Consider the following 25,980-nt stretch of genomic DNA (forward strand, 5'->3'; position numbering starts at 1 on the left):
GATTTACTTTCGGATCAAGTTCCCGTCATCAATGAAGGCAGCTTCCCGGATGCGCCGGAGGGATTCCGGTTCCAGCAAAAACTTCCGCAGGTTCGGGTCCTCAAAGAAGGACATGGGACGCACCTGCGTCGGCCCGGCAACCGCCCACAGCCGCGATGTTGCCAACCGCTCCGCTGTCTGGAGCGCCTTCTCCCGTTCGCCTAAATAGAGATAGCGGGCGATTGCGTCCCGATAGGAGGAGTCAGCCATGGGCACGCCTTGAATCTCCTCAAAGAGATCTACGGCATCCCTGGCGGTTCCGAACATACAGCAGTGGTTATAGAGCTTCCGCCTGGCATCGGGATCGTCTGGCGAGAGTTTCTTATTCTGTTCCACCAGCTTTGCCCAGAGCTGCTCCTTTGTCTGCGGTTCCTCTGGTTCATGGTAGGGGTAGTTCTTGTCGTTGTCCGCAAAGGGCATAAGGCCCCGTTTGAGGTAGTCCATCAGGATGTCACAGAACCGATCCCGCTGGGGGAGGCCGTTCTCAGCCCGGATGCGCGTCTGTTCCTTCGTCAGCGCCTCAATCAGCTCCTGCTCCCGGTGGAGCCGGATGGCCGCCACCGTCATGGCGATCATGTGTTCATCGCTCACATTGCTGTAATACCACTCCTCCAGCCAGGGAAGGATGGCCAAATCCAAAGCCAGCGCCTTTTCATAGTCCAGGTTGAAATAGGCGACCTCGGCCTTGACCGCTGCTACCTGATGGGGGTATTTATCGGCAAAGGATTCCAGCGTGTCCAAGGCTTCTTCTTTGCCATCCATGATCTCATAGCAGACCATACGGACTTTTTTGGGGAGTTTCACGACATCCATATTGACGCCTCCTTTATCCTTTTTTCTGTAAGTAATAGGTTCCACACCGGCCCCACAGCCGGGTGTCCAGGTTCTCTTTTCCGATGTCTGCCACCTGCCGAAAGACCGGCGCACCCCGGATGCAGGCCCCCACAAAATAGAGGGCCCCGCAGCGGCGGCACCGCATATAGTGGCAGACCGTGTAGTGCCGCTCGGATGCCAACGCAGCGTCGGTCTCCTCCAGCGTGCAGTCCCCGGCAAACAATTCCATGTTGCCCCGCTGCTCCAGTTCCATGAGCTTCTGGAGGATTTGGTCATACTGGCGGTAGGAGCCGCCGCTGGCCTCCTCCATCTGTGCCGCCAGCGGGCCGCAGGAGGGGCAACTGAGATTCTTTTTTTCCAATGGTATCCCTCCAGTCTATCTGTCCATCTCCACCCGGATCATAGGCCGATAGAAGTCATAGTCACCGTTCAATTCCTTGTCCTCCTGCACTTCCGGCTTGCAGTGGGGCGAACAGGGCAGGAAACCGAGGAAAATTCCAAGTCCGCCGCAGATGTTGCACCCGCCGTCGCCTCCGCAGGTGGTAAACTGCTCGGCCTTCACGACCTCCCGCATATAGGGGTCATAGGCGATGGACACTCCGAAGAAGTTAGGCTCCTCCATATCGAAGGGCTTGTCCTCATCCTCCGGGCTTTCGAAGTGGTGCAGGTGCATGGAGTAGTCCATTCCATCCCCCCAGGGGAACAGGGTGCGGCACCCGCCGCCGCACAGATAGGCCCACTCGTCCGCCGTAGGCAACGAAAGCCCCTGCTTTTCCAGCCCGGCAAGAAGTTCATCGTAATCAGTGCGGTTATAGATACAGATCTGAAAGCCCTTTTCCGTCCGCTCAATGCGGGCTGACTGGTGCATAGTAAGGCTGTCAAGGTCGCTCCAGGCAAACTCCCGGAACTGCTTCAGCCAGTCAGGATGGGCGGTCAATCTGGGATCGTCCATTGTGACCGGCTCCCAGCAAAGTTCCTCCAACTCCCGGCCCACCAGCATAGGACCAATGGCTGCCTGCCGGATGGGGGCCATGCTTTCCCGGATCATCTCCTCCGGGTCCTGTTCCATCTCCCATTCCTGGAACAGATAGTCCAGTTCCTCGCGGCTGTTCTGACTGAGCCCTACGGCGAACCGTTCCCAGCCCAGGGTGATGGTATCACCGGGGACAAAGACGAACTCCCGGCCATCTTTCTCGAATATGCCGGTGGTACAGTTCTGGCCCCAGCGGTCAAAGGTATGCAGGCCAAGAAAGGTCATATCATAACGAGTAGCCAGGCTTTCCATCAGCGCCTGCTTCTCGGTGGTTTCCATTTGATTGAATTGGGTGCGAAATAGTCTTTCGTTCATAGCAAGTCCTCCTACAGCCTATCCAGATTCTCCTGTAGATCGCCCTGCATCAAGTGTTGGGCAATGGCTTGGTTCAGTGCCTTATGGGGGTGATAGGCTGCCTGCCCTACATCGTGGAGGCACTCCGCCATCAATACCTCTGGCGAAATGCCTTCCCGTTTGGCATAAAGATGGCCGAAGGCATAGCACACAGACTTTAGAAAGTCAAAAATGTAGTCGTGATTTCCGCGCATACTGGGCAGATCATTGAATGAACCCATACCACCGTATGCCCGAAGATGATGGGCAACCTCCCGCCGCTGGTTCCTGTCCTGAATGTCCCGCTCCAACCAGTCGATCCAGTTATTGAATTCCGGATGGTCTGCCTGAAGGATTGAGCGCAGACAGATCAGAGCCTCAGTATAAATATCTGTCTGTTTCATCAGATTCCTCCCAACTATTTTCCGAAATGCTCCAGATATAAATCCCGCACAGAATAAGGGCCTACAAGGTTCATTTCCTGCCGGCCATTCCAGGAATACACATGAATTTTGCCCTCGTCCCCAATGTACTGTTGCTCCTCAAAGGGTGCGGGAAAGGGAAAACTCTCTACCATGCTCCAGTCGATCTTGGGTTTCAGCTCATCAAGCTCCTCGCGCTTGAGCCTTTTGAAGTTAAACACCAGTGCAGCACCAATCCCATCGAACAGCAAGTCTGCGTATTCTCTGGGGGTGATACTCTCGCTCACATTGGCGGCATCAATATTGACATCCAGAACCTTGTTGCCGCAGTTTGTCCAGATTTTATCGGGAGAGAACCAGGTGGTGCGTTCCTCAGAGTCTGCAAAGTCCTCACGGGGATACCATCCGTTTGCGCTGTCCGGCTTGACGCCTTCCCGAAGCTGCCCGTTGTACGGGGAAAGCGGATAATATCGGTGCCGCACCGGATCAAATCGGCCAAAGGCAATTTTCAGGAGATACTTGTGCTTTTCACTACGCATGAGCTTATGGGGCTTCACGATATGTTCTTCGATCAAGCTCCAAATGTACTCATCCACGCGGATGGATACGCGGGGGCGGCTGAATAGTGTGATTTTGTTGGTGTCTGTATCCACATTGAGCCAGACACGATTGATTTCAACCATTGTCATTCCTCGCTTTTCCGAACGCTCCGCTATAAAATCGGCTCTCCCAGATGGCCTCAAATTCCGCTTTCTCTATGATGCAGGCGTGGAACTCCTCACCCCAGACATGGGCGTTCAATTCCTCCACGGTGGGGATCGGCGTGATCTCGATGACACCGTCGTAAAGGTCAGGGATGTTGTGGGTGCGGCCATCTGCAAAAATGTCGATGGAGCGATGGGCCAGCCGCTCATTTTCGGTATCCACTTCATAGAGGATGACCGCTGGTTCACCCTCCGGTGCGCCCTCCCAAAAGAGCTTGATGTACTCGATCTTGCCAAGATAAGTCCGCATCGTTTTTTCATCGGCACAGGCTACTCGGATCATTTTGGCCAGCATCATCAAATCGTCGATGTATTGGGAATACACGCAGAACACATCCTCGTCGGAGTCAAAGTGAAACAGATCCTCACCACTATTGTTTTCCTCAAACTCCCGGATCACACCCCGGACCAGCCGTTCCCAGTTTCCGCTGCTGCCGGTCAGTCCCAGCCGGCAGAATTCTTCTGTCCGGAACCCGTCACTGATCTTCAGCAGAAGGGAGATGGCATAGGGGTGGTGGGGAATGAGGAAGAATGGCGCGATCTGCTCCGGCTTCACCCAGATTTTGAAAGGCGGACGCGGATCGGGTATCCAGGGCAGCATCTCCCACTGGTTGTCCGGTCTGTTTCCGTATTGGGAAAAGTCTTTCATGTAATCCCTCGCTTCCCGGCACATCAGCAGCCCAGTTGTCCTCCGTTTGCCGGGCAAAAGATCCTGCGGTTCGCCAACAGTTCCTCCAGCTTTTTGGCCAGCGCCTCCACAATGGCGTGGCAGGGGTTTTCGTAGCCCACGATCTCCAGCCTTTGCAGCTCGACACAGTGGAGCGTTCCATAGAAGCCCAGCATAAACTCCGTCAATTCAGCAATCATCTGATAGCCTTCCATGTTGCTCACATCCGTCTGACCTTCTTTTGCGGTCATCAGCCCAATGATCCCTACTGCCACGGTAAAGGCGCCGCAGCAGGAGTGCTCGGTCTGCATCCCAAGGCCCATGACGGAGAACATTTTCCGGGTCTCCTCGGACAAATTCAGATGGTAATATTCATTGCAGGCCATGAACATCGCCTCGGCGCAGGTCAGTTCCGTGCCGATGTGGTAGTGGTTGACCAGTTCATAGAGTTTCATTGTTGCCATACCATACTCCAATCGCAAAGCATTTCATTCTGTGTCACCCGGCGCAGCTCGTCCCGCACTTCCATCAGCGCAAAGCCCAGCAGATTTTGTCCCCGCCACTTCATGGGGTCCTGAGCCTCCGGGGAGCTGGCCGCGAGGCGGATGCCCCAGATGGCATCATAGGGGCTGGCCTCCACCAGCACGCTGTCCCCGGTGGAAAGGAGAAACTCCCGCAGTTCGCGGTTCTGGCTGAATTTGTGCCAGTTGCCAAGCAGCACAATGGCGTACTTGAACTTGTCCCATACCTTCTGATCAAAGCCCCGCACCTTGCGGCCCAGGGCCTTGATCTGCTTTTGGTCGCTGCATTTCAAAATCTGGTCTCGGATCTCTTTGTCACCAAACAGCTCGGCCTTGGCAGCCATCATATACTGCTCCATGCAGAGGTAGGAGTCAGCCGTCGTATAGAAGTCCTCCATCCACCACTGGCTGAGGCAGCTTTTTGTCAGCTGGCCGTCCTCGGAAGGCTGATGGCCCCAGAACAGGCACAGCTCCCGCTTCCGCCCGGCGGCAAACTCCTGATGGAGCCACTGGCGGGTGTACTTGGGCCGGCCCTCCGGCTGCCATGCCTCCACCAGGAAGTCGCCGTGTACCAGCACTTCACCAGTGTCCTCGTCCTCCCACCAGCCCTTCCAGGTCACCGGTTCGGGAAAGAGGGTGCGGTATTCCGTCCGCTCCTCCGGGGAGAGGGTGTCCAGCCAATCGCCAAATCGGTCTATGTAATCCTCCCCATAGCCCATGCGCCAGCCAATGGAGTATCGCTCGATCTCCCGGTGGGCCAGCCAGGGGGGAGGCATTATTTTCTTATCTTGTAGAGCCATAGGGTTTGTCCTTTCTTATCCGAGCAGTTTCTGGTTCCATTCTTCTTCTGTGACCAGTTTATTCAGGATATAGAAGTGCTTATCATCCCTTGAGAGACTCTTTTGTGCATTCACGATTCGCCAGGATTGCAAGTCGGCTTTCGGCAGCAGATAACCGCCCCAGAAGATGGACTTGGCATCCCATGCGAAATGGGCGTCATTGTTGGAAACGAAGGTGGCAGGGTCTGCTTTTTTCAGTATCTTGATCTTGCCGGCAAAGTTTTCATAGTACACGGCCTTGCTGTCCTTGGCATATCCGTAGGGAATCCGCACTCGGATGGGGCGCTGTGTCCCATCGGACATGGTCCGGATATGTTCAATCAGTTTGACTCCATCATCACAGACAACGAAAGAGCTGATGTCCTCTGGTTCAAACCGGCCGCCGGTGGTCCAGACACTTTTACAATCCCTGGCGTAGCAGTTGTTGAGTGCCGTGAACGAGGCGTGATCCACATTCCGCAGCTTGTGGCCATGGAGAAAACAGTGTTTGCTATCCTTGGCAAAGAGCCGATTGAACCAGACAAAATGCTCTACATCCCTGGACGCCCGGTCAAAATACCAGTAGACCATTTTCCCATCCGTCCAATAGGTCAGCATCTCCTGCGCATCTTCATCATAGAACAGTGGGTTGCTGTCGATGTCAGGCAAAGTCATATAGTCCACATCTATGTATTTTGGCGGCTTGGGAAGTGGGTTTCTAATCGATTCCATGGTGTTCACCTCATTCAATGTCGTTTCGTTCTTCTTTCATATCCAGTGGAACGCCGTCCAGGGATGTGATCTGTGCCAGCTCTGCTTCAGTCAGATTTTTCAGGAAAATGCAGTATTCGTCCGGGTGGCCTCCCACAAATTCCATTTTAGGCATCCCGATCTGCTCCGGGTCGGTGATCCACAGGCAAGGCTCTCCCGTCGCCCAAAAGCGCGTCAGGGTAAGAATTTGGCCATTGTAAATTACTGCCTGGTCCATCCTAACCCCTCCTCAAAAATCTCGAAGCTCATCAAACTTCTCAATCAGGGCATCTTTCTGGAGCGCATCACCCGGCAGGGCATCCAGGATACCCCGCAGGGCCATGTAGATTTCATCCCGTTCCTCGGTTTCGATAAAGCCCATCTTGTTGAAGGTCTTGGTATAGGCTGTCACCGCATCCAGCGCCTGGGACTGGGCGTCCTCGCCCGGTTCAGCGGCCAGCTTCATCAGCTGGGAACGAGTCTTTCGGTATTGATTGGCTGCCTTTTTCGCAGCAGAAGCAGGGATATGCTCCGTACCGTCCCAGCCTCGGAAGGGATTGTCCAGGTTTTGCGCCAGCCACTCCGATTTCCGGGGCTTGGTGATCCGCAGATCCATTCCCGGCTTGCTTTTCCAGAGCTGCTTTGCCGCTTTTGCTGCCGTCTCCGGCAGGCTGGTCATCCAGAACCAGCGAAGCTCCGGCATCTGTTCCGGGGTGGGGATGTCAGCTGCGCCGAAGCCGAACAGGTCGAAGGTGGAGAGGTTCGTCAGTTCCCGGAACCCTCGCACAGCGGAGAAGTTCCCCAGGTTTCCCGGCGCACCCCAGAGCCTCAGTTCCTTCAGGTGGGGATGGACAGCAGCCAGCCCGGTCAGATCAAAGTCCTTCAGCTCGATGCCATGCAGCCCTCGTAGGTTCGGCAGTTCCGTGTGCGGGCGGTATTCCCCGATAAATTGGAGAGTCAAACCGCCGCCATCTTCGGGGGCATGGATGGCACAGGCGTCCGGCCCCTTGTTCTGGAACAGGAGCAGCTCCGTTCCCTCACACAGCCACAGTTCCTCCAGCCCGGTCATGTCCAGCATCAGCTTTCTGATGCTGGTGCCTCGCAGATCAAGTGTCCTCTGACTGTGGTTCAGCAAAGTCACTTCATCAACAAAGGGGTTTTCCCGCAAAAACTCCAGCAGATCCGGGTGCCACCGCTCGCAGATAAGGGTGGAGAGGCAAGGCAGCGACTTTAGTTCCAGCGCCGAATCGAATGGTTCGTACTGGTCCGTCACCCGGTGGCTGCTGACCTTCACCGGGATACCGCCGATCTCCGTTTTCTCTTCGCTCTCCATGGCCTCCTTGAAGGCCCGCCGCCGTTCCTCCGGAATGGCCTGCCACCGGATCTGGAGATACACATCATAGCCGTCACTCCAGCTGCCATAGGAGCGGCAGGGCTGGTCGGTGAAGGGCGGCAGTGTGCCTACCAGCGTGTACTGGGGCGGGACCTCCAACGGCACCCGCAGCAGGTGGAGGTCGCGGGACCAGTACATGAAGTCCTTGTAGAGCGGGCGGAGATGGGGCAGTTCCTCCGCAGTCAGAGGGGCGTCGCCCACCCAATCCAGAGAGAGGACCACCGCCCAAGATTCTTCGCTCACCGTGTCCGGCGGCGCAATATAGGCCACCTGGCAGGCGGTGTAGCGTTTCAGATATTGGTTATAGACTGTATAGACCTCTCCGGCGTTGGCTTTCATGGCGCCACGCTCCTCTCATCTGTTCTTTTCCAGATAGAATCCCCATACACAGTTGGAGAACTCCCCGGCGGCAAAGCGGTGGAGCTGCCCGTCAATCTCCACCTGCCAGACCTCGAAGGTATGGTCTTGGTGATAGATCGGGTCTTTGACTTTTACTCGCTTGCCGGTGGTTTGCCAGTCGTAGTCAAAGATGTTCACACCAAACAATTTGCATTGACCGTCTGGGCCAAAGGTTTCATATTCCCAAGCCATGTGATGCCTCACAATCCCGTGCGCTGCCAGCCGTCCAGCTTCTCCTGCACCGCGTCGATCATCCAGCCCTCGCCCACACGCTTCATGAGGAAGCGGCGGTCAAAGCCGGTGTTTTTCTCCCTGGTGTAGATGTAGAGCTTGTTCTTGGTGATCTGCTCCGCGTCAAGGAATTCTTCCCCGTTGTAGGTGCCCTGGGCACTATATGAGAGGCCCAGAGGACGGTAGCCCGGACGGGGCTTTTCGTTCACATACTTCTCCCAGATCGCCAGCAGGCGGGGCACAGCCTCGGCATCTTCAAACCCGGCATGCTCCATGTACTGCTCCCACTGCGTCATCTCGGCAAAGAAAGCGGACAGCACCCTGCGGCATTCTTCCGCCGCCTGCTCATCCAGCTGGACGGGCTTTTTGGCCTTTTCCCGCTGGAGCTGGGAGAAGTGTTCCATCTGCTCCTTGGTGAATTGCACATGGGCCACCGGCTCGATGCGGTTGTTACCGGCGATGGCCAGCAGGCCCTCATAGGTAACGGCGGTATGGTCGATCTGGATGTGGGAGAGCTTGGGGATGGAGGCCGCCTGGAGCAGACCAGCATCATCCAGCCCGGTGCGGTTGAGAGTGATAAGATCCAGCTTGCAGCCTTGCAAGGCGGACAGACCGCTGCCGTGGATGGCGGCATTGCCGTCCAGCAGCAGATAGCGCAGCTTGGGCATAGCGGAAAAAACAGGGAAACAGGCGTCGGTGAGCGCACCGTCCTCCACGCCGAGGTTGGCCATGCTTTTATGTCCGGCAAAGGGGGCAAGCAGTTCATCCGTCACCGGATAGCCTTTCACATGAAAGCCCACCAGAGTGTAACCGGCCAGCCGCTCCATGATCTCTGCGGTCAGTTCCGGGACTTCAAATTGCTTTTCTCCGTCTAAGGTCAGGACACCGCTCTCCCAGTTCACTGCCCGCGCCCGTTTCGGCCATTCCATCGCTGTTTTCCTCCTTACGCCTGCTCCTTGTAGCTGGCTTCAATGTCGATGAAGCGTACATACACGGCGCAGATTTCGCCCTTGGCGTCATAGCCGAAGTAGACGGGTTTGAGATCGCCGGAAATGGGGATGCGTTCTTTGATCATTCGAATCCTCTCCTGTCGGCTGCCAATCAAAGTTCATTTGGATACCCGATCTTGTCCAGACCCGCCTTTATTTCTTCCCATTCATTGCGCTTAGGGTTCAACACAGCGACCAGTTATTTTGTTACCGGAACCCCATCAGCAAGCTGGCGCACAGCCTCCAAAGGCAGGTCTGCTGGGTAAAACCACTTCCCGTAATCCACATAGCTCTGTGGATTACCATCAATCGTGGAGAGCAAATCTTTGGATGCGTCCTCGCCGTCCATGGGATTGCAGTGCCATGTGGTGCCATCTTCCGTCCAGACGCAGAAGGTGCTTTTCATCTTTTTGACTTCACGGCTGCTCATGAGCTTTTGCAAAGCAGAGGGCATTCCATCCGTCAGGTCTTCGATACGGGGAAGTTTTTCCTCCCAGTCGTAGAGTTCGGAATCCACACCGTTGATGACACAGCCTTCCGGCGCAAACATGACGATCATGCTCTGGTCACTGCCATCAGTGGCAAAGAATGCCTCTTTGCCTTTTCGCCATGCGGGGTTGTATGTATAGTGGCGGATGAAGCTCCATTCCTCCTCCACCATGATGATGTCCAGAGCCGCCAGCCCTTTGCAGAAGTTTTTCAGGCGCTCCGCGTTGGGCAGGCCAGATAAATCTTTTGTGGAAATCATGTGGTTATCCTCCTGTCTTTCGTCACCACAGTCGGTCAATCTGGGTATATATCTTATTAGGCTCTCTGTCCGTAAAACTGGTCAATGAGTCAGTGGGTTCTGTAAGCGGCATCACATTCAAAATATCCAGTACATAATACCAGATTCCTGTATCCCAGTCCCGGAACCGCCCATTGCAGACAGCTCTCCCATACTCGCCGGGAGCCAAATCCAATGCCAGCTCATTGAGAGGCTGTTTCTGCCCGGTCTTATCGTAGGTATATCGCTCCGGCATCGCCCCGATGTGCCAATCATTGCGGTAACGCACATGGATTCCGGGCTCCTGCTGAATCAGTTCGAAAGGGTGAAGCCGCATTGTGCCATTCGGCTTCCATTCCATCAGCCTACGACAGTCCCTATCGATCTGAAATCCATCGGGCCTCTGTATGATAGATGCAAAGTGAGTAGGCAGACCAAAAGGATAATAGGAGAAGAAGTCTTTCGGCAGACGCATGGCTCTGGGATACTGGTTCCGCTGTGCGGCCGCATTTCCGCCCCGGCGGTCTTTATACCATTGCAGGCGGATCTGCTGAACCAGAAGTGTGGGCAGATGCTCCAACTGATGCTTATTCTGTTTCATCGCCATACCTCCTTCCTTGATAGATCCCTCCAATGGTCTTCCATGTTTCAGGCATTTACAACTCTGCTGCAAACTCATAGGAAACCGCAATGATGTTGTAAACATCATCGTATGTAAACAGCCGGTAGTGCCGATAGATGCCTTTGTCAAAGTCCTCCCGCACTGGCAGAGACTTCAGCCAGGTGCTGTCCTCAATTAAATCGAAGGAACTGCCATCCAGATACTCCGTCCCAGCCATATTTTCATAGGTGTCCAATTCACAGGTAAAATAGGCCAGCACCTGCCGGAAGGTGAGTGTATAGGGAAACCAGTCTTTTTCGTCCCTGCACTGGGAGATTAGATGGCCATTGATGTCCCCCGTAAAGGTCAGATTGTTCAGAGCATCCTGTTTCACCTGATCCAGATAGATGCAGTCCCGTCCCTTCAAAACACCTAAGCAGGTATTAACAGCAGTCGCTTTTTCCATAGGCAATTCTCTTTCATCAGCTTTCATGGGTAATACAGAAAATCTCCTGGTTTAAGTCAAAGTAGATTACCATCAACTCGTCGGTGATCTCCGGGTTGAAGGACAGATCCATAATGAAAACTTGTTGATCCATCTCGTCATCCACCAGACTGCCGAACCGCTTGAGCTTCAAAAAGTCCACCATCTCGGCAAAGGACAGCTTGGATGGGTCGGTTCCCGGAAAAAGTTCCGCCGCAATATCCGGGCCTACATCGTCCCGGTGGAACTCCATGAAAAATGTCACAACGCTATGGTAGCGGCTGTCCTCGTCCGCCAGCGCCGCTTTGATGGCGGCTTTGGCCTTCTCCGCCAATTTCTCCGCCTCATCCAGTATTTCTCCCACCACATCCATGGCAGCAGGATCGCCGGTCAGTTCTTCCTCTACATCGAAGATAAAGGGTAGTCCCGATTCCTCGGGAAAGTTGAAGATTTCCTCGCCGGGGGTATATGTAAAATCAATGCGTTTACAGTTCAGCTTCATCTCTGCGCCTCCTTATCCCTCGATGTTGGCAGTTTTGAGGCCCTTTTTCAAGGAACCGTAGACCGTCACCGCATGATCGGTGAACATCTCATCGCAGTCAAACCAGGCGGTGAAGCTGCCGCCGGAGGTGACGGACAGGCTCGTCAGGCTGATCCGCCGGGCCAATTCTTCCTCTGTGATGGGGTCGGTTTCCGGGTCACGGGGATTTTCTTCATCTTGGGAGAGCCAGTTGTTGGCCAGCTCGGTCAGGCTCTTGGCCGCAAGCTCCCGCATGGCTTTGTCCCAGGTGTCACAGTCGGCCAGCAGCTTCTTGGCGGCACTGCGGGCGCGGGTCCAGGAGGGCTTGCTCTCGGCATTGACTTCCAGAGAAAGGCTCACATCCTTTCCGCACCACTGGATTTCGCCCTCGAAGGTATCATAGTCCTTGTCCAGTGTCAGTTCTCCCAGCACCTAGTCCTGGATCACCACTGGCTTGTGGTACTCGTCCAGAACGGCCTGGAGTTCCGGGCAGTCCTCGTGGGCCTTGACCACCTGGGAGATACACTAGGGGCGCACCACCAGATCCTTTGCCCATTCTTCTTTCATCCGGCGGATCTTCAGGCGGCAGATCTGCTCCTTGCCAAAGCGTCCCCAGCCCTTTTCGCTGTTACGCTCCTCATCGCTGACCGGCCAATCCAGCTGCTCTTCCTTGGTGCTGACCTTGCCTGTGTCACAGAACACCATGCCCAGCGTCACAACGGTCATTTCCCAAAAGTTGCCTTTCCAGTTATATCCGCCCCCAATGCAGCGATTGATCAGGGCGACCATTTCCTGCTCCTCGGGCTCGTACATCTCATAGAATTCTTCAAACATCGGTGTAGCCTCCTTTACAGCAGTTCCAGCACCGCGGCAGCGGGCTTGGAAAACTCTGCCGGGACTTGCTCCAATACATCCTGGTAGGCTTTTACCGCCTGCCAGGAGTAGTAATAGAAGCTATAGAACAGGTCATCGGGGAAGACCTCGTCCTCCTCGTAGCGCATCTCATTTTCTTCCTCGTCGTATTCCTCCGACCACAGGTATTCTTCCCGGAGCAGATCGGAGAAGCAGGGGAGGGGAGAGGCATGTTCCATCTCGTCTCCATCGTGGAAGCACTGGAGGATGCAGGAGAAGAAGTCCAGCAGTTCCCCAGCCAGGAAATGGGCTGCGGGGTTCTGCCCGCTCTCCGCGAGGGCCTTCTCCAGAATCCGGTTCAGGAACACCATGCCGAAGGGGGTAGCGTGCCAAAGGGTACTCTGGTGCTCCATGTTGGTGGTGAGCTCATAGAGGGACTTTTTGACGGACGCCAAATCCCCCATCTGCTCCAGCACAGCCAGGTGAGCGGGAAACTCCGTCCCCCGGCCATAGGCGGTGGTGAGCCGGTGCCACGGGACATCCGTGACCTTGAGATGGGTAATGTAGGTTCTGTTTTCTTCTGTCATGTTGTCGCCCCCCCTTATCCCGTTATCTGGCTGCGGTACTCCTTCTCCAGTGCGGAGTACCACCGATTCAGCATGGTTTCCAGACTGGTTTTTCCTTTCCGATCAAAAAAGGCAAGGAACTTGTCCAGCAACTCAGGAAACAAATATTTACCGGTATTTGTCAAGTCCTGGTTGATATAGACCATCCGAAGGATACGGCCCTGCCGGTCCAGAGGGTTCTTTTTCAGCAGCTCCTTTTCAAAGCAGAAGCGCAGGAATACCACATTCTCGTCGTAGAAGTCCTCCACCACAGCCGCGCCAATGCTGGTGTAGGTGATGTCGTACACCAAACGGCTCCAGTCAAATTTCTCAGCATAGAGCAGTTTCAGCGCCTTCGCCCAGTGTTCCTCCGGGATCACCAGCATCCTGTGCTGGGCGGTACTGGAGTAGCCGCGGTAGACGGGCTCCGGCTGTCCCAACAGCTCACTCACACTGTCGGCGTAGACGAAGCACAACTCCTCATCGAACAGGCCACCGATGAAGTTGCCGTTGCAGTACAACATATAATTCTTGGACTTGGCTGGAGAATAAGAGAGGCTATATTCCTGCGAGTCCAGGCTTTTATGTACCTTGTTCAGAAAGTCTATTGATGTCATGGCTTTACTCCTCAAACTCACCCTCGATCATCCCGTTCAGATACCGGCCGGGATCTGCGATGAAGTCATCCCATTTGGCCAGAGGGTGGAATTCCTCATGCTCTATGTCCAGATACCACAGCTTTTTGTCCCTGGGGCTCCACAGCAGCAGATAGTCGCTGTAGTTGTCCATCTGCACCATCAGGGAGAGCAGCTTCTTCCGTTTCCAGGTCATCTCCTGCACATCCATGAAGGAGTAGAGCTCCGCCCACTTCACCCATTCCTGATCCGGGAACTCCAGCCGTAGGGGGCCAGTCTTCAAGTATTCCACCAGCTTAGCGGGCAGCTTGTAGGGCATGAGCTGCCGGATCTTTTCCAGCTCGTTGTGCCATTCCTCCGGCTCCAGCACCTTCAGGTAGTCGGCCATCTCCTGATTCTTGTTCTGCACCGCCACGGTGTAAGGCCGGTCGCCGTATTTGTCAGCAATGGTGATGTCGGCTCCTTGCTCAATGAGCCAGCGCACCATGGGGAAATTGTTGGAGCGGGCGGCCTCGGTGACAGGGGTGGAGGCGTAAGGGAACACCATGTCCGGCTTGTGGTAATTGATGTCTGCCCCTTTTTCCAGAAGCAGCCGGGCAAGTTTGGTGTTGCCCTCGGACACAGCGGCCCGGAATGCCTCGCCGCCAAACTTGTCCACTGTGATCCCAGCTTGCTCCAGCACCGGGATGTTCTCCGGGCGCTTGCCCCAGCGTACTTCCTGGAAGGCCCGCTCTTTCTGCTTCGAGCTGAGTTTTGCGGCCTGTCCAGCAAAGAGCGCCACCACCTCTGGCCCACAACAGCGGGCGGCGGTGAGCAACAGGGGCTGTTCCTCTGCCAGACCGGGGTCAGCTCCATGCTCCAGCAGGAAGTGGATCATGGGCACATCATTCCGAAAAACCGCAATCTCCAATGGCATCAGCTTGATGTATTCGCTGAGCTGGATGGGAACATCTAAATCCAGACCGCCTTGGAGCAGCGCCTCCAGCTTGGGAGTGTCATGGTCACAGATGGCGGCAGCCGTTTCCGGGAGGGTCTCCCAGCGGCCAATATATGCAATTTGGTACATAAGGCACCTGCTTTCTCGACTTGTACTCATTCATCCCCGAACCGCTCAGCAGCGTCTTTGTAAACAGTGATGCTCTTAGCCACCTTCTTTTTCTGGCTACGAATGCGGAAATAGTCCCACAGAATGCGCTTCAGTTCCGGGTTCTCCACCTTGAGGGGCAGCAGGCTGATGAACATTTCGTCGTAGCTTCCATATAGCACACCGCCCCGATTGTAGGTCTGCCATGTCACCGTAGGCTTGCGGCCCTCTGGATCTTTTGCCAGATCAAAGAGCCACCGCTCATCCAGCTCCACATACCGTTCAAACATGAACCTTGTGTCATAGGTTCCATAGCTATAATCCCCCCAGAAAATCAGAGCAATCATTCCATCCGGGCCCAGGCGTTCATAGGTCCAGCCTTCCGGATAACAGCGGTAATGGAGCATTCCCAGCGCATGGAACAAATAGCCTTTTTGCGGCGTATCCAGAAGGGGCGAATAGGTTTCATACACCTGCTCCTTGGGCTGGGTGATGATCGCCTTCATAAAGACCGGCATCAGCCAGCTGCCGCCGTAGTGTTCATTCAGTTCATCAGCCAATGCTTGCAGTCGCTCATCCGGGTTGCGGATCAGGGAGGCGGTCAGCACCACAGCGGGAATTTTCTCTTTTTCCTTTGGTGTGGCATCCCAAATGCGAAGCCCGTCCGTGATCCACCAGGAGGTGCAGTCATCATCGGAATAAACAGGCGCGCGTTTCAGCTGGGCGATCCGCTGGGTGTTCTCCGCCAGGAAGCGGTAGACCTCCAGCATTTTAGGCGAGGCTTTCCCCAACATCAAATGGAAACAGAAGTTCAGTTGTTCTATATCCAGTGGCTTTGTGTCCCCCTCGTCCAGCAGCTGGGAGAGAGTCTTCAGAATAACTGGGGCAATCTGCTCCGATACACAGTCGGAGCAGGCATCCGACATGATATTGCTGCCCATCCACTTGCCCTTGACCAGCTTGGCCCACAGTGGGGCAGCAGGGGCATACTCCAGCTGCGCCAAAGCCTTCTGAGCAGCCGTTTTGCATTTGCCCTTTTCTGTATTCACAAGCTGGAACAGCAGTTCGCCGTTTGCTTCATCCTTGCCCAGCTCCAAAATGGCCTGTTCTCGCTTTACGCCCTTGGGGGGCAGTTGTTCCAAAGTCATCATTCATTTTCTCCTATCCCACAATGGTGGTTTCCTTGACAGCCAGATTGTCGTAATCCATGGCGATCAGTTTCCCGGCGGCCTCTGGGGTACACATGAACCAGGTGCTCACGCCCCAGGCATCCATCCTTGTGACGGTGAAGAAGTCGGTTTCGGAGGGAGAGGGATTTCTGGCGTCAAGATAGCGGTCGGAATAGAGGTAGACCAGATCCACCTCCCGGTCCGGCAGCCACTTGGCCCGGCGTGTACGCGGTTTACCATTTTTCAGAGTCTTTTCCCTGGGGTTCTCAAACCACGCCAGTTCCTTGATCTTCAGACCGGTGAAGGTATCCATGAGCCGCTGGGCAATCTCCCGGTGGGTAAATACTCCACAGTCCCAGGAACCCATCAGCCATGTCTGTATAAAATCGCCCACCTTGCTGCCAGGAGCAGGCGGCCCGTAGACGCTCTCATCCGCCCACATGACCTCTATCTTTTCACATTGATCTGGCCGAGGACAAGACTGCTTGTTGCCATAGCGGTACATGATATTTACATAGCCATAGTCTTCGCCGGTTCGGTCATGACCGACGGCTTCCACTTTATAGGCAGTTATAGACATTGCAGTTCCACCTCCTGAGCCAATACAAATCCACACAGCCCAAGGGAAGAATCAATGACAAATACCCGGATGTGCTCCCGATCCATGCGCTCCCGCAGTTCCTCGATGCTGCAACAGGCGGGAAAGCCGTAAGAGATGGCCCCGCCCAGCAGGTCTTTGTACTGTTTAAAAAAAGCGTCCACGCTGATCTCATCCATGCCGAAGAGGATGTTGTCCTGGACCACATTTTCAAACCAGTGGGCCAGCAGGCCAGTAAAGTGAACGGATACTTTCTCTCCGGCCTCGGTCTGGGTATCCATGTGCAGGATGTGGGCTTCAAAGTCAGCGTAGTAGCGCAGGACTCTGTTGTCGTGCAGACCATCAAAAGAGCAAATCAGCGTACTCATAGGGATTCCTCCTCGTCCATGAGCTGCTCCTGGACCTCTTTGGGCAGGTCATTCCATAAAATATCGTATGTAAAATCCCGAATCTCCGGGTAACACTCTCGTGCGGTCTTTTCCGCCGTTTCCCGATCCAGGTAGTGCATCTCTTGGTGGAAAAACCAGTTGAGCTTTTCCATCAGCCGATAGAGGCGGATCTGTTCTTCTTGGGTCATGGGATCGCTCCTTTTATTGCAATTTCAGCACAAATCCCCAGATGCTCACCACGATTAGAAGGACACCCAGCAGGAAGAAGATCACCCGCCGGGAGCCGCGTCCATAGCGGTGAGAATCCGGCTTGCCGGTAGGGTCGCAGAGCCAATTCCAGTTGCGGATTGCTCCAATCAAAATCACGACCCCAATGATCACTGAGGCAATATACCAATGCTCCTGTAAAAAAGCCGTGATCTGCTCGCTGTTCATTTAGGTTTCCTCCTTCCAGTCATCCTTTGCCTTTTTTGAAGTGTCCGCTGCCTCGCCAGGTGTTGACTACACAGGTGAAGATCTGACCGCAGTGCTTGCATCGAATCATGTGAGCCATAATTTCGTCTGCCCACCCATCCTCAGTCTTTACCTTCTCCAGCGGACAGGTGGATTCCTCTGCAATCAGTTCAAATTCACCTTGTTCCACCAACTGCTGGATATAGGCAATACAAGCCAGGTAGTCCTTGGGGGCATCAAATTTTCTCCATGTTTGAATGTTACGGCAGTGCTCGCACATAATGGGCACCTCCTCCCATAAACGGTTGTAGTCAGCCCTGTATCTCAGCGTCAACGGGGCCTTTTTTCAGCGTTCCATCCACAGTGATCACATGGCCCCAGAACATATCGTCATCCTCGTACCAGGCGGTAAAACGGCCGCCGGGAGATACTGTAAACTCGGTGAGGAGGATGCGCCGGGCAAACTCATCCTCGGTGATGGGGTCTTGTTTCGGGTCCCGGGCGGTCTGGTTATTGTCCGCCAGCCACTCGTTGGCCTGAGCGATGAGCTTCTGGGCAGCCATCGCCCGCAGGGACTTGTCCCACACCTCCTGATCTGCCACCAGTTTCTTCATCACATTGGTGACACGGGTCCAGGACGCTTTCTTTTCAATCTCCACATCCAACGAGATCCGGACTTCTTTTCCCATCCACTTACAGGTCCCCTCGAATATGCTCATCTCACGATCCAGCGTGAGGGTTCCCAGCACTTCGTCCTCCAGAAGAATGGGCTTTGTGTATTCCGCCCAAATCTCCTCCAGTGCCGGACAGGGTACGCCTTCCTCCAGTACCTCAGTGACATACCACTGAGGTTCGTAGAGGGCATCACCTTTCCAGCCGCGGGCTTTGATCCGGTAGATCTGGCCCTTGGTAAACCGCTTGGAATAGTCGCCGGCATCCCGTTCCTTGTCCGTCAGCGGCCAGCTCAGGTAGCATCGACCGGAGATCGCCTGTCCGGTCTGGACATCCGCCATGGCGAGGGCATGGGTATGCGCCGCCCAGTAGGTATCCAGAAAGGTTTTGTCCGCGCTGACACCGTCCTGAATCAGTACCAGTTTTTCCTCATCTTCTGGGGCGTACAGGGCAATAAAGTCCTTGACCGTTCTCTTTTTCATGGCGTTCTCCTTACGCAAATACCTGCTGGTATTTCTCTTTCAGTTCCTTGGGCGCTGTCTTGATGACCTTGCTGCCGCCGTTTTCAGAGGCTGTGCCCCAGATGGCCCAGAGCACATCACGCCACAGGTAGGCCAGCACCCTTTTGTCATTGCCGGATTCTTCCGGCAGGTAATATTCCAGATGCCCTTTGATCTCCAGCAGAGCATCCAGGCTCTCCTCATTGGCGATCAGGGCGCGGAACTCCTTTGCGGGCTTCAGATTCTGCATGGACTGTACTCCGTGGACCAGCACCGGCAGGGACTGGGCAGTGAACCCGTACTGCTTGAACAGAATATGCAGGAACTTCTCCTGCAAAGAGGAGTGCTCGTCATCACATCGATCCAGGTAATCGCACACCAGCCGCCACCACTTCGGCCCTTCCAGCCCCAGAGCGAACACAGCAAAAGAGCCGGGCATGGCGCAGGCTTCATCCGCGAGGTTTTGGTACCACTCATACTCCCGCATAGCCAGACGAGCGTATCGCTCTATAGACGGATGCAGATTGGGGTGTTGCACAGCGCAGGCAAAGAGCTGATTGACTCCCTTCTTGGGCAAGCCGGGAATGGGCAGATAGATTTTCTCCTTTCCTCTGAACTCCACCGAGTAACTGCGGGGGAATTCCTCCTGCTCCAACACCGCACACAGGTAGTCCAGGATTTCAGCATAGCACTCCTCGGTGGAGTCCCTGGCGGTGATGCGGATGGCAGCAAACGCATCATTGGCCGATGCGGTGAAATGCTCCGTCTTACGCTGCTGGATGTCCTTTGGTAATTTGCCGCTGCCGGCTGTTTTCAGTTGCTTCACCATATCTGGGCGAAGCTGGGAGACCAGGCCGAGGATGTGCTCGGTGGTGAGGGATTCAAAACTCTGCCCGTACACCGTATGGCAGACCGCCACATAGCAGGCAAAGCGCAGCAGGCCTTCATCCACATCCTCCGGCCGCAGCTCCGGCCACACAGTACAAGGCGGGTAAGGCGTAAAATCATCCTCTTTTTCTCCAGCCTCAAAATACCTTTCCTGCACCTGCTTTTCTATGTATTTCTCCAATGTATAGCGGATCTCCTGCCAGCCCACCAACCGCCGCAGGGCATCGCAGAATGTAACAGCTTCCTCATAGGGGAATCCCTTCAAAGGCAGTTTGGACAGATACCGCTCCAGGAGCTGGTTGGGAAGAAAGGGTGTCCCGTTGTGATTTCGCACCACGGTCGGGTAGGCGGAGTGATTTTCACGAGCGGTTCCGTTCAGCACATCCTGAATGCAGAGATCCGCCTCCGCCAGCACCTCCGGGGAAGTGTCCGGCTTGTGGATCAGATAGTAGCGGTCATGTACGCCATCACGCTTTGGCAAACTCATGGCAAGGTCTCCTCTCAGGTTTGCTGATGCTGCATGGATACGATTTGGCAGTCTGGACAGAATTCCACATAGAGCGTGCCCTCCGCACAGTCAAACACCGTATCCCACTGGATCTGCGCCAGATACTTCATAGGTTTCCCGCAGTGGGGACAGATGGTATATTCCGCGTCCTGTACCCAGTTGGCAAAGCCGCCGATGGTGTTCACATCCTGACAGGCCGCGCCGTAAAACAGGGGCACAGGCATCTTGCCCAGCACAAAGGGATTTTCCGTGAGGGCCTTGTAGTCCTCGGGACTGACATAGCAATCCGTCTTCTCCGCTCCGTCAAAGAGTTCGGAGGGAAAGACCTCCACGCCGCCATCCAGAGCGAACCGGTTGAAGGCGGGGCCTTTGAGGAATCCCACGCAGCTGGGGCAGCAGGTGGCAGTCAGGACACCATCCAGCCCCAGGAACCGGAGCCGCTCATCCCGGCCATCCAGCACCAGCATGTCCACCATGCGTCCGCCACAGTGGGGGCATGTGTCCTCCCGTGCCCGGCCAATGCGGACGGGAGATTTCTCGCCGGTAGTTCCTTTGACCATAGGATAGCAGGTATCGAAGTTGAGTTGGATTTTCTGGCCCTCTTTGTCGAAGGTCCAGCCGCCGATCTGTGCATAGCTGGATGGGTCCACATAGAGGCCCTTGCGCCAGGGCCGGGGATTTCGCTCCAGCTCCAGCAGCGTCTCCATTGCCTTGTCATCTCCCTGCATAGCAAGGCAACTCATCAGGTTAGAAGCCGCGCTGGAATATTCCGCAGACAACAGCGCATGAATCAGACCATCCCGCACATCGGCGGGAGCGTGATAATAGATTTCACACGGCCAGAACACCTCTGCGGCCAGTGCCGCCCGCTGAATCTCCGGGGTGATGGCATCATGGTACCCCAGCAGCTGCCAGAAGTCGGTGAACTCCGGGTCCTCCATATCAGCCAGCCGCTGGATGTTCTGAATCAGGTTTCTTTGCTTTTCTGTGATTTGTTCCGGTGTCCAAGCAAGAGCAGCCTTCCGCTCCTGTTCAGATTTGCATTTCCAGCACAATCCCTCATAGCCCAAGGGTGTCCCACAGCCGGGGCAGGTGTACTTCAGGCTCATATTCTTTGACTCCTTTCCAAAGATAGAAAAACGCCCTGCGACACGCTGTCACTTGGACAGGCTGACGCAGGGCGTGAAAAAGCCGCAAGAAAGAAGCCACATCTGCCTCCAGATGCGGTTTCCTCCACAGGCAAAATCCATTTTTTATATAGAATCAAAGTTATCTTTAACTGATTGGTGTACATCTCCCAAAAACTTCCGCCTACATCACGCATGATTCCATGCGTACAGTGTAAGTTGCTTGTGATATTTTTATATATGGTTAGTTGCTTCTTTCAAATCATAAGGTTGGATGGAGGTTGGATGGTTCTTTTCCATCATACCTAATTACATGGAAATTATCAACTAAAACTTGAATAGAAAAATCCCAAAAACAGTTCTCTGTTAGGGAAACACATAGATGATGGCTGACAACGGGCGTACCAATTTTTTGCACGCAATATACACAAAGAAATAGGTGCTATAAAGCATATTAAAGGCCTTTAAGCCAGCAAACCGAGAGATACGGGCTATAAACAAATTCTAATACTCAAAAACTAATTATTGTAAGAGAAAAAAGTATTTAGCGTGATTTTTCGAATTTTTCTCACTTCAGTGCCTTCTTCAGAAGAATTTCTCCCTCCGCTTATGATGGCCAATATTCACAAAAGTATATAACTATTCTGCAATCTTTAAGAGGGTTGTCCCCACCTTGAGAGATTGTTGGTAATCTTTTCACGATTATTCGTTTCTGATTCCTATAGCGACTTAAAGCAGGCGCGCTACCAGCTGCGCTACACCCGGATATGAAGTTGTGGGGTGGCCCGGGCGTATTCTTCCAAACGTGAGTCTGATCCTTCAGCTGGCACTCTATCGCCCTCTTTGTCTCTTTTCTCGACTCCGGTAGTTCCTCTTTGACTCTCTTTTACCCTGTGTGTTTCAAACAAAACTTTCTCCTTTTGGGATGGGTGTGGGACTGGATTATGTTTATTAATATATTCCGCTCAATTTAATGGGCAACGACAGGCCAATTACCTTAGAGTATCGTAAAGATAATGCTAATTTCGAGTGGGATGTCAGAAATACTATGAAAAGTGTTCACTGTACAGAAGCGTTTTACAGTCACTTATGCGCCTCTTACTGACAAGGTATATCGCTTGTCATGTATACAGAACAACACTGGGATCGCTTGGGGATAATCACGAAGAAATAGACGGTAATAGTCGGCCGTGCTATAGTGGGAGAAAAGAATATTAAAATGCATACGTATGACAAAAAGCATAGCAGGTAAATCACAGCGGTTGCAGGGAAATAGTACAGGGCAATTTGTACGGTACAGTTAATTTATAAAAAATATGTAATACAGTGAACCTATATCCGGTGTATTTGTCTGAAGGGCCTTGGGTCAAGCAAACGGAGTGTGATGGCATGGATGATAAAGAAATCCTTGAATTGTACATAGCGCGATCTGAACAAGCCATATCCGAAACCTCCCGAAAGTACGGACGGTACTGCCACTACATTGCATACAGCATTCTGCAAAACGATGAGGATTCCAAGGAATGTGTAAACGATACATACCTTCAGGCCTGGAATTCCATCCCACCCCAACACCCAAATCGGCTGCAAACATTTCTGGGCAAAATCACACGCAATCTGTCCATAAACAAGTGGGAAAAGCGATCCGCCGAAAAGCGGGGCGCCGGACAAGTACCCTTGATTCTGGACGAACTGGCGGAATGTGTCTCTTCCAACGAAAACACAGCCCAAACCGTTGAAGACGTGGTTATCCGAGAGGTTCTGAACCGATTTCTGGAGAACCTTCCTGCAGAAACGAGGAAAATATTCGTTCGTCGTTACTGGTACATGAGCTCTGTCAAAGAAATTGCAGAAGAATACAATCTCTCGCAGAGCAAAGTCGCCGTTACACTATTTCGCACAAGAGGGAAGCTGAAAGTCGCCCTGGAGAAAGAAGGTGTCACCTTATGAACGGCAAACGCCTTTTAGAGATTATCGGAGAAATCGATGAACGGCATATTCTGGAGGCCGCTCCTGCTGTCAGAAAATCCCGCAGTAAGTTAGTTTGGGTGAAGTGGGGCGGAATGGCGGCCTGCATGGTGCTAATACTATCCGCCTGCTTGGGAGCATTTGCCATTGCGGCAGAAGCCAAGGAATACGAAACAGCCATACAATTTTTCCGCTACTACGATATGTCCACCGAGGGGCTTACCCGAGGGGAAATCAAAGCTGTGTATCGGGATATCACCACAAAGTCGTTCAGCTATTCCAAAACTGCCGAGGTGATCCAAAGCAGTATTTCTCCGGATACCGTTGGCGGTTATGAAATACCACAAGAGGATCCTACCCCGGAAGATGTAGAAGCTCTATGGAACCAGAAAAACTTCACAGGCCAATTTGCCGGCGATACACAGACGGGTGTTCATTATCTCTATCGCGCCGAGTACAAAGAAGACCCTTCTCTTGGTTTTGAGGTCTTCGACACAAGTTATATCGAGAAGTACGACGGAGAGACCTTGCTCTGGAGCGTTCCTGTACCTGAGTTTCGGGTTGAAGGGTGCAGCACTGTATCCGACGGTGTAATTGCTTATGGGGTAACCGATACATGGTCAAGTACGCAGGATTCTTACGCCTGGATGGCCAAAATCGATACTGACGGCCAGCTTATTTGGAAGCAGATGCTGAATCATGGATTCGAAGATGAATCGATTGCAGAGGTAGTAGAGAACGCGGATGGAAGCTATGCGATATTCAGCAGGGGAGACCTGACAACTTTCTGTCTGAGCCAGTATTCTGCCGATGGTGAGCAAACGAGTATTTCCAGGACCGAAATCGGCAATTACGGGATATGGAACGCCGCACGGTTAGGGAACGGCTATATTGTGCAGCTGGGAAATGTTCTTTTGAATGAACACGCAAAGATCGTGAAGGTGGATTATGAGGGAACCATTACCGACTCCTTCTCGTACAGCGGTGAGGACGCCTATTATTACATTGCCGATATGATCGAATTCAATGGGAATGTCTATCTGTCCGCCTATGCTGTTCCTAAACTTGCCGATGAAGAGCAGAGTGCCGGCGGCCGGTATGAGATTGCTGCCGTATTGAATTATCTGTTCGACAATGGAATCTGGGATATCTCCAGTGAGGAACTGACCCCTATGGTTAGAGAGAACTATACTGCTATGCTGCTGGTTTGCGATCCGGTTTCCGGAACCCCGCAGGAGTTCTATTCTGTCAAGGGTTCGCTTGGCAGCGAACTCGCTGTAAGCGATACCGGCGAACTTTTGTGGAACGTTGAGAGCATTACATCTACCTTCTTCTCGCCCGCAACAAGCTCTTTCACAATCGGCGGTACAAGCTGCGTGTATCAATATACCTTTGACAATTCCGGTCAGCTGATCCGCCAGGAGAAAACAGGGGAGACTGTAGAGTATCGCAGGTAATGTGCCCCCATTGCCTTTCGCTGTACAAGGATCCGTTGCAGGAAAAGTGTTTCCCCAAATACGGCTGTGCAGTCTGTGTCCGGAGTGTCCGATCCGAGGCGTACAAGCAGGAAACTATTTTCTTGTTTTTCGCTCACAAAATTACAATTCTGTTACAGACCGGGAGTATTCTTCGAATTCACGGTTAATACCGTCATTTTTACAGGTTTTATTTGTATTTTTTATACAAGAAGGCCGGAAACCGGTTTACCACTTTGCCATTGCATACTGTCGCGCACAATGGTACGCTAAAGACACAGAGGATGCGCTTCCGAAAACAAAATGCAAGGCAAAGGAGAATACGGTATGAGCAGAATAAAACGATGGACAGCCGCGCTTCTGGCGCTCCTGTTTCTCTTCGTGATGGCTCCCGCTGCCGCGTTTGCAGAAGGGGACGATTACATCCTGATCTATGCGCAGGTGCCCCAGGACTGGCAAGCGCCCCACATCTGGGCTTGGGCCGATGATGGCACCAATGCCTTCGCCGCCTGGCCGGGCGAAGCCATGGAGGCCGATGCCGACAATCCCGGTTGGTACCGTTGCTGGGTACCGGCCACTGCCACCAACATCATCATTAACGCCAGCGAAGGCACAGTGCAGACTAAAGACCAGAAGATTGAGGCCAAGAATGCTTGGTTCACCATCGCCGGCCCGGAGGACGTAACGGTCAGTTACGACCAGCAGACCGAGGGCGAGCTTCCGGAATATGTGGCTACTTTCAAGATCCACGCCCAGGTACCGGAAAGCTGGCAGGACGTAGGCCTGTGGGCTTGGCTGGATCCGGACGGCACCAATGCCTTTGAAGCCTGGCCCGGCAAGGCGATGGCAGCAGGGGAGGACGGCTGGTATACCGCTGCTGCGCCGGTATGGGTCAACCGTATCATTGTGAACGGCAACGGCGGCGAAGTACAAACCGAAGACCTGTCCATCGATCCTGCGGAAATCTGGGTAACAGTAGCCGAGGACGGCAGTGCTGAATTCACCTACAACGATCCCAACGCGCCGGTGGCCGAAGATATCACCGTGCGGGTGAAAGCTCCCGCCGACTGGACCGGTCCTTGCCTGTGGGCCTGGTCTGCTCCAGACGGCACCAACGCATTTACTTCCTGGCCCGGTGAACCGCTGGAAGATACCGGCGACGGCTGGCTGGCCCTGACGGTTCCCGGCTGGGTAAACAGCCTGATCGTGAATGGCAATGAGGGCTCGGTACAGACAGGTGACCTGTCTGTGGAGCCGGGTAAGGATGTATGGGTCGTGGTAACCGACGCAGAGAATGCTGCGGTGAGTTATGAGGAACCGGCGGACGCAGCACCCGCCCCGGACAGCGCCTCGGCGCCGGCTGCGGAACCGCAGGCCCCGGCGGAAGAACCGGGCGGCATGGCTGTCGGCGTGATCGTGGCCATTGCAGCGGTGGTGATCCTGGCTGCGGGCGGTGTGTTCCTGGCCATGAAGAAAAAGAAACAGTAAATCCG

Annotated in this window: 32 protein-coding genes and 2 pseudogenes; 3 read left to right on the forward strand and 31 right to left on the reverse strand. The window is 53.9% G+C overall.

The window, feature by feature from the left end; genetic code table 11:
- Positions 1-3: 3 nt before the first annotated feature.
- The 31 genes and pseudogenes from B5E65_RS02265 to B5E65_RS02410 form a co-directional block, all read right to left on the reverse strand.
- Positions 4-852, reverse strand: coding sequence for a hypothetical protein (locus tag B5E65_RS02265; RefSeq protein WP_087170158.1), 849 nt, complete (start codon positions 850-852; stop codon positions 4-6).
- 13 nt (positions 853-865) lie between these two features.
- Complete coding sequence (locus tag B5E65_RS02270) at positions 866-1,234, reverse strand: hypothetical protein (RefSeq protein WP_087170159.1); 369 nt, start codon at positions 1,232-1,234, stop codon at positions 866-868.
- Positions 1,235-1,249: 15 nt separating this feature from the next.
- A complete protein-coding gene (locus tag B5E65_RS02275) occupies positions 1,250-2,221 on the reverse strand; it encodes a hypothetical protein (protein WP_087170160.1) in 972 nt (323 codons plus the stop codon).
- An 11-nt stretch (positions 2,222-2,232) separates the two neighbouring features.
- Entirely contained in the window at positions 2,233-2,643 is a 411-nt protein-coding gene (locus tag B5E65_RS02280; RefSeq protein WP_087170161.1) for a DUF6966 domain-containing protein, read from the reverse strand.
- A gap of 14 nt (positions 2,644-2,657) precedes the next feature.
- Positions 2,658-3,344, reverse strand: coding sequence for a hypothetical protein (locus B5E65_RS02285; RefSeq protein WP_242957460.1), 687 nt, complete (start codon positions 3,342-3,344; stop codon positions 2,658-2,660).
- A complete protein-coding gene (locus tag B5E65_RS16840) occupies positions 3,337-4,074 on the reverse strand; it encodes an immunity 51 family protein (protein ID WP_087170370.1) in 738 nt (245 codons plus the stop codon). Before B5E65_RS16840 ends, B5E65_RS02285 begins: the two co-directional genes overlap by 8 nt.
- Before the next feature lie 23 nt (positions 4,075-4,097).
- Complete coding sequence (locus B5E65_RS02295) at positions 4,098-4,556, reverse strand: C-GCAxxG-C-C family (seleno)protein (protein WP_242957461.1); 459 nt, start codon at positions 4,554-4,556, stop codon at positions 4,098-4,100.
- Positions 4,544-5,413, reverse strand: a complete 870-nt coding sequence (locus B5E65_RS02300; protein ID WP_087170164.1) for an NADAR family protein — start codon at positions 5,411-5,413, stop codon at positions 4,544-4,546. Before B5E65_RS02300 ends, B5E65_RS02295 begins: the two co-directional genes overlap by 13 nt.
- Positions 5,414-5,428: 15 nt before the next feature.
- Positions 5,429-6,163 carry a DKNYY domain-containing protein gene (locus B5E65_RS02305; RefSeq protein WP_087170165.1) on the reverse strand — a complete coding sequence of 245 codons (735 nt, stop codon included), beginning with the start codon at positions 6,161-6,163 and terminating at the stop codon, positions 5,429-5,431.
- A gap of 10 nt (positions 6,164-6,173) precedes the next feature.
- Complete coding sequence (locus B5E65_RS02310; protein ID WP_087170166.1) at positions 6,174-6,419, reverse strand: hypothetical protein; 246 nt, start codon at positions 6,417-6,419, stop codon at positions 6,174-6,176.
- Between the two features lie 12 nt (positions 6,420-6,431).
- A complete protein-coding gene (locus tag B5E65_RS02315) occupies positions 6,432-7,913 on the reverse strand; it encodes a hypothetical protein (protein WP_087170167.1) in 1,482 nt (493 codons plus the stop codon).
- A 15-nt stretch (positions 7,914-7,928) separates the two neighbouring features.
- The gene (locus B5E65_RS02320) at positions 7,929-8,165 is read right to left on the reverse strand and encodes a hypothetical protein (RefSeq protein WP_087170371.1); all 237 of its coding nucleotides are present in this window, start codon (positions 8,163-8,165) and stop codon (positions 7,929-7,931) included.
- 8 nt (positions 8,166-8,173) lie between these two features.
- Complete coding sequence (locus B5E65_RS02325) at positions 8,174-9,133, reverse strand: NTF2 fold immunity protein (protein WP_087170168.1); 960 nt, start codon at positions 9,131-9,133, stop codon at positions 8,174-8,176.
- Positions 9,134-9,147: 14 nt separating this feature from the next.
- Positions 9,148-9,240, reverse strand: a pseudogene (locus B5E65_RS15980) (DUF4241 domain-containing protein); the annotation flags it as partial.
- Positions 9,241-9,392: 152 nt separating this feature from the next.
- A complete protein-coding gene (locus B5E65_RS02330; RefSeq protein WP_242957462.1) occupies positions 9,393-9,941 on the reverse strand; it encodes a hypothetical protein in 549 nt (182 codons plus the stop codon).
- Positions 9,942-9,963: 22 nt separating this feature from the next.
- Positions 9,964-10,560, reverse strand: coding sequence for a hypothetical protein (locus B5E65_RS02335; protein WP_242957463.1), 597 nt, complete (start codon positions 10,558-10,560; stop codon positions 9,964-9,966).
- A 55-nt stretch (positions 10,561-10,615) separates the two neighbouring features.
- Positions 10,616-11,026 carry a hypothetical protein gene (locus tag B5E65_RS02340; RefSeq protein WP_006773016.1) on the reverse strand — a complete coding sequence of 137 codons (411 nt, stop codon included), beginning with the start codon at positions 11,024-11,026 and terminating at the stop codon, positions 10,616-10,618.
- A 16-nt stretch (positions 11,027-11,042) separates the two neighbouring features.
- Positions 11,043-11,546 carry a DUF2004 domain-containing protein gene (locus tag B5E65_RS02345; RefSeq protein WP_087170171.1) on the reverse strand — a complete coding sequence of 168 codons (504 nt, stop codon included), beginning with the start codon at positions 11,544-11,546 and terminating at the stop codon, positions 11,043-11,045.
- Positions 11,547-11,558: 12 nt separating this feature from the next.
- Positions 11,559-12,398 (reverse strand): annotated as a pseudogene (locus B5E65_RS02350) (DUF2262 domain-containing protein).
- Positions 12,399-12,412: 14 nt separating this feature from the next.
- The gene (locus tag B5E65_RS02355; RefSeq protein WP_087170172.1) at positions 12,413-13,003 is read right to left on the reverse strand and encodes a hypothetical protein; all 591 of its coding nucleotides are present in this window, start codon (positions 13,001-13,003) and stop codon (positions 12,413-12,415) included.
- Positions 13,004-13,017: 14 nt separating this feature from the next.
- Positions 13,018-13,638 (reverse strand): hypothetical protein, encoded by a 621-nt coding sequence (locus B5E65_RS02360; protein ID WP_087170173.1) that lies wholly within the window; start codon positions 13,636-13,638, stop codon positions 13,018-13,020.
- Positions 13,639-13,642: 4 nt separating this feature from the next.
- Positions 13,643-14,722 (reverse strand): ankyrin repeat domain-containing protein, encoded by a 1,080-nt coding sequence (locus B5E65_RS02365; RefSeq protein WP_087170174.1) that lies wholly within the window; start codon positions 14,720-14,722, stop codon positions 13,643-13,645.
- A gap of 26 nt (positions 14,723-14,748) precedes the next feature.
- The gene (locus B5E65_RS02370; RefSeq protein ID WP_087170175.1) at positions 14,749-15,891 is read right to left on the reverse strand and encodes a hypothetical protein; all 1,143 of its coding nucleotides are present in this window, start codon (positions 15,889-15,891) and stop codon (positions 14,749-14,751) included.
- Positions 15,892-15,901: 10 nt separating this feature from the next.
- On the reverse strand, positions 15,902-16,489 hold the full coding sequence (locus B5E65_RS02375; protein ID WP_087170176.1) for a hypothetical protein: 588 nt from the start codon (positions 16,487-16,489) through the stop codon (positions 15,902-15,904).
- Positions 16,480-16,875, reverse strand: a complete 396-nt coding sequence (locus B5E65_RS02380; protein ID WP_087170177.1) for a hypothetical protein — start codon at positions 16,873-16,875, stop codon at positions 16,480-16,482. Before B5E65_RS02380 ends, B5E65_RS02375 begins: the two co-directional genes overlap by 10 nt.
- Positions 16,872-17,084: a hypothetical protein gene (locus B5E65_RS02385; RefSeq protein WP_055270385.1), complete on the reverse strand. Its 213-nt coding sequence runs from the start codon at positions 17,082-17,084 to the stop codon at positions 16,872-16,874. Before B5E65_RS02385 ends, B5E65_RS02380 begins: the two co-directional genes overlap by 4 nt.
- 13 nt (positions 17,085-17,097) lie before the next feature.
- Entirely contained in the window at positions 17,098-17,331 is a 234-nt protein-coding gene (locus B5E65_RS02390) for an Imm17 family immunity protein (protein WP_087170178.1), read from the reverse strand.
- 19 nt (positions 17,332-17,350) lie between these two features.
- On the reverse strand, positions 17,351-17,629 hold the full coding sequence (locus tag B5E65_RS02395) for a hypothetical protein (protein ID WP_087170179.1): 279 nt from the start codon (positions 17,627-17,629) through the stop codon (positions 17,351-17,353).
- A gap of 31 nt (positions 17,630-17,660) precedes the next feature.
- Positions 17,661-18,503, reverse strand: coding sequence for a DUF2262 domain-containing protein (locus tag B5E65_RS02400; protein WP_087170180.1), 843 nt, complete (start codon positions 18,501-18,503; stop codon positions 17,661-17,663).
- 10 nt (positions 18,504-18,513) lie between these two features.
- Complete coding sequence (locus B5E65_RS02405; RefSeq protein ID WP_087170181.1) at positions 18,514-19,896, reverse strand: DUF6138 family protein; 1,383 nt, start codon at positions 19,894-19,896, stop codon at positions 18,514-18,516.
- Between the two features lie 14 nt (positions 19,897-19,910).
- A complete protein-coding gene (locus tag B5E65_RS02410; RefSeq protein WP_087170182.1) occupies positions 19,911-21,026 on the reverse strand; it encodes a hypothetical protein in 1,116 nt (371 codons plus the stop codon).
- Positions 21,027-22,433: 1,407 nt separating this feature from the next.
- Here B5E65_RS02410 and B5E65_RS02420 point away from each other — a divergent pair.
- From B5E65_RS02420 to B5E65_RS02435, 3 genes are all read left to right on the forward strand, one after another.
- Complete coding sequence (locus B5E65_RS02420) at positions 22,434-22,994, forward strand: RNA polymerase sigma factor (protein WP_087170184.1); 561 nt, start codon at positions 22,434-22,436, stop codon at positions 22,992-22,994.
- Positions 22,991-24,469: a hypothetical protein gene (locus B5E65_RS02425; protein WP_087170185.1), complete on the forward strand. Its 1,479-nt coding sequence runs from the start codon at positions 22,991-22,993 to the stop codon at positions 24,467-24,469. Before B5E65_RS02420 ends, B5E65_RS02425 begins: the two co-directional genes overlap by 4 nt.
- Positions 24,470-24,814: 345 nt before the next feature.
- Positions 24,815-25,975 (forward strand): starch-binding protein, encoded by a 1,161-nt coding sequence (locus B5E65_RS02435; RefSeq protein WP_158098493.1) that lies wholly within the window; start codon positions 24,815-24,817, stop codon positions 25,973-25,975.
- Positions 25,976-25,980 lie beyond the last annotated feature (5 nt).

It is taken from the genome of Gemmiger sp. An120 (assembly GCF_002160955.1).
In the GTDB taxonomy this organism is placed as follows: domain Bacteria; phylum Bacillota; class Clostridia; order Oscillospirales; family Ruminococcaceae; genus Gemmiger_A; species Gemmiger_A avium.

Excerpts from the sequence above, each read along its gene's own strand:
- B5E65_RS02400 (WP_087170180.1), bottom strand. The coding sequence starts at position 18,503 with ATGAAAAAGAGAACGGTCAAGGACTTTATTGCCCTGTACGCCCCAGAA.
- B5E65_RS02340 (WP_006773016.1), bottom strand. The coding sequence starts at position 11,026 with ATGGAAAAAGCGACTGCTGTTAATACCTGCTTAGGTGTTTTGAAGGGA.
- B5E65_RS02330 (WP_242957462.1), bottom strand. The coding sequence starts at position 9,941 with ATGATTTCCACAAAAGATTTATCTGGCCTGCCCAACGCGGAGCGCCTG.
- B5E65_RS02395 (WP_087170179.1), bottom strand. The coding sequence starts at position 17,629 with ATGTGCGAGCACTGCCGTAACATTCAAACATGGAGAAAATTTGATGCC.
- B5E65_RS02320 (WP_087170371.1), bottom strand. The coding sequence starts at position 8,165 with ATGGCTTGGGAATATGAAACCTTTGGCCCAGACGGTCAATGCAAATTG.
- B5E65_RS02300 (WP_087170164.1), bottom strand. The coding sequence starts at position 5,413 with ATGGCTCTACAAGATAAGAAAATAATGCCTCCCCCCTGGCTGGCCCAC.
- B5E65_RS02315 (WP_087170167.1), bottom strand. The coding sequence starts at position 7,913 with ATGAAAGCCAACGCCGGAGAGGTCTATACAGTCTATAACCAATATCTG.
- B5E65_RS02405 (WP_087170181.1), bottom strand. The coding sequence starts at position 19,896 with ATGAGTTTGCCAAAGCGTGATGGCGTACATGACCGCTACTATCTGATC.
- B5E65_RS16840 (WP_087170370.1), bottom strand. The coding sequence starts at position 4,074 with ATGAAAGACTTTTCCCAATACGGAAACAGACCGGACAACCAGTGGGAG.
- B5E65_RS02390 (WP_087170178.1), bottom strand. The coding sequence starts at position 17,331 with ATGAACAGCGAGCAGATCACGGCTTTTTTACAGGAGCATTGGTATATT.
- B5E65_RS02420 (WP_087170184.1), top strand. The coding sequence starts at position 22,434 with ATGGATGATAAAGAAATCCTTGAATTGTACATAGCGCGATCTGAACAA.
- B5E65_RS02380 (WP_087170177.1), bottom strand. The coding sequence starts at position 16,875 with ATGAGTACGCTGATTTGCTCTTTTGATGGTCTGCACGACAACAGAGTC.
- B5E65_RS02365 (WP_087170174.1), bottom strand. The coding sequence starts at position 14,722 with ATGTACCAAATTGCATATATTGGCCGCTGGGAGACCCTCCCGGAAACG.
- B5E65_RS02375 (WP_087170176.1), bottom strand. The coding sequence starts at position 16,489 with ATGTCTATAACTGCCTATAAAGTGGAAGCCGTCGGTCATGACCGAACC.
- B5E65_RS02280 (WP_087170161.1), bottom strand. The coding sequence starts at position 2,643 with ATGAAACAGACAGATATTTATACTGAGGCTCTGATCTGTCTGCGCTCA.
- B5E65_RS02295 (WP_242957461.1), bottom strand. The coding sequence starts at position 4,556 with ATGGCAACAATGAAACTCTATGAACTGGTCAACCACTACCACATCGGC.
- B5E65_RS02385 (WP_055270385.1), bottom strand. The coding sequence starts at position 17,084 with ATGACCCAAGAAGAACAGATCCGCCTCTATCGGCTGATGGAAAAGCTC.
- B5E65_RS02285 (WP_242957460.1), bottom strand. The coding sequence starts at position 3,344 with ATGGTTGAAATCAATCGTGTCTGGCTCAATGTGGATACAGACACCAAC.
- B5E65_RS02305 (WP_087170165.1), bottom strand. The coding sequence starts at position 6,163 with ATGGAATCGATTAGAAACCCACTTCCCAAGCCGCCAAAATACATAGAT.
- B5E65_RS02360 (WP_087170173.1), bottom strand. The coding sequence starts at position 13,638 with ATGACATCAATAGACTTTCTGAACAAGGTACATAAAAGCCTGGACTCG.
- B5E65_RS02345 (WP_087170171.1), bottom strand. The coding sequence starts at position 11,546 with ATGAAGCTGAACTGTAAACGCATTGATTTTACATATACCCCCGGCGAG.
- B5E65_RS02275 (WP_087170160.1), bottom strand. The coding sequence starts at position 2,221 with ATGAACGAAAGACTATTTCGCACCCAATTCAATCAAATGGAAACCACC.
- B5E65_RS02265 (WP_087170158.1), bottom strand. The coding sequence starts at position 852 with ATGGATGTCGTGAAACTCCCCAAAAAAGTCCGTATGGTCTGCTATGAG.
- B5E65_RS02370 (WP_087170175.1), bottom strand. The coding sequence starts at position 15,891 with ATGATGACTTTGGAACAACTGCCCCCCAAGGGCGTAAAGCGAGAACAG.
- B5E65_RS02310 (WP_087170166.1), bottom strand. The coding sequence starts at position 6,419 with ATGGACCAGGCAGTAATTTACAATGGCCAAATTCTTACCCTGACGCGC.
- B5E65_RS02355 (WP_087170172.1), bottom strand. The coding sequence starts at position 13,003 with ATGACAGAAGAAAACAGAACCTACATTACCCATCTCAAGGTCACGGAT.
- B5E65_RS02335 (WP_242957463.1), bottom strand. The coding sequence starts at position 10,560 with ATGAAACAGAATAAGCATCAGTTGGAGCATCTGCCCACACTTCTGGTT.
- B5E65_RS02325 (WP_087170168.1), bottom strand. The coding sequence starts at position 9,133 with ATGGAATGGCCGAAACGGGCGCGGGCAGTGAACTGGGAGAGCGGTGTC.
- B5E65_RS02410 (WP_087170182.1), bottom strand. The coding sequence starts at position 21,026 with ATGAGCCTGAAGTACACCTGCCCCGGCTGTGGGACACCCTTGGGCTAT.
- B5E65_RS02435 (WP_158098493.1), top strand. The coding sequence starts at position 24,815 with ATGAGCAGAATAAAACGATGGACAGCCGCGCTTCTGGCGCTCCTGTTT.
- B5E65_RS02425 (WP_087170185.1), top strand. The coding sequence starts at position 22,991 with ATGAACGGCAAACGCCTTTTAGAGATTATCGGAGAAATCGATGAACGG.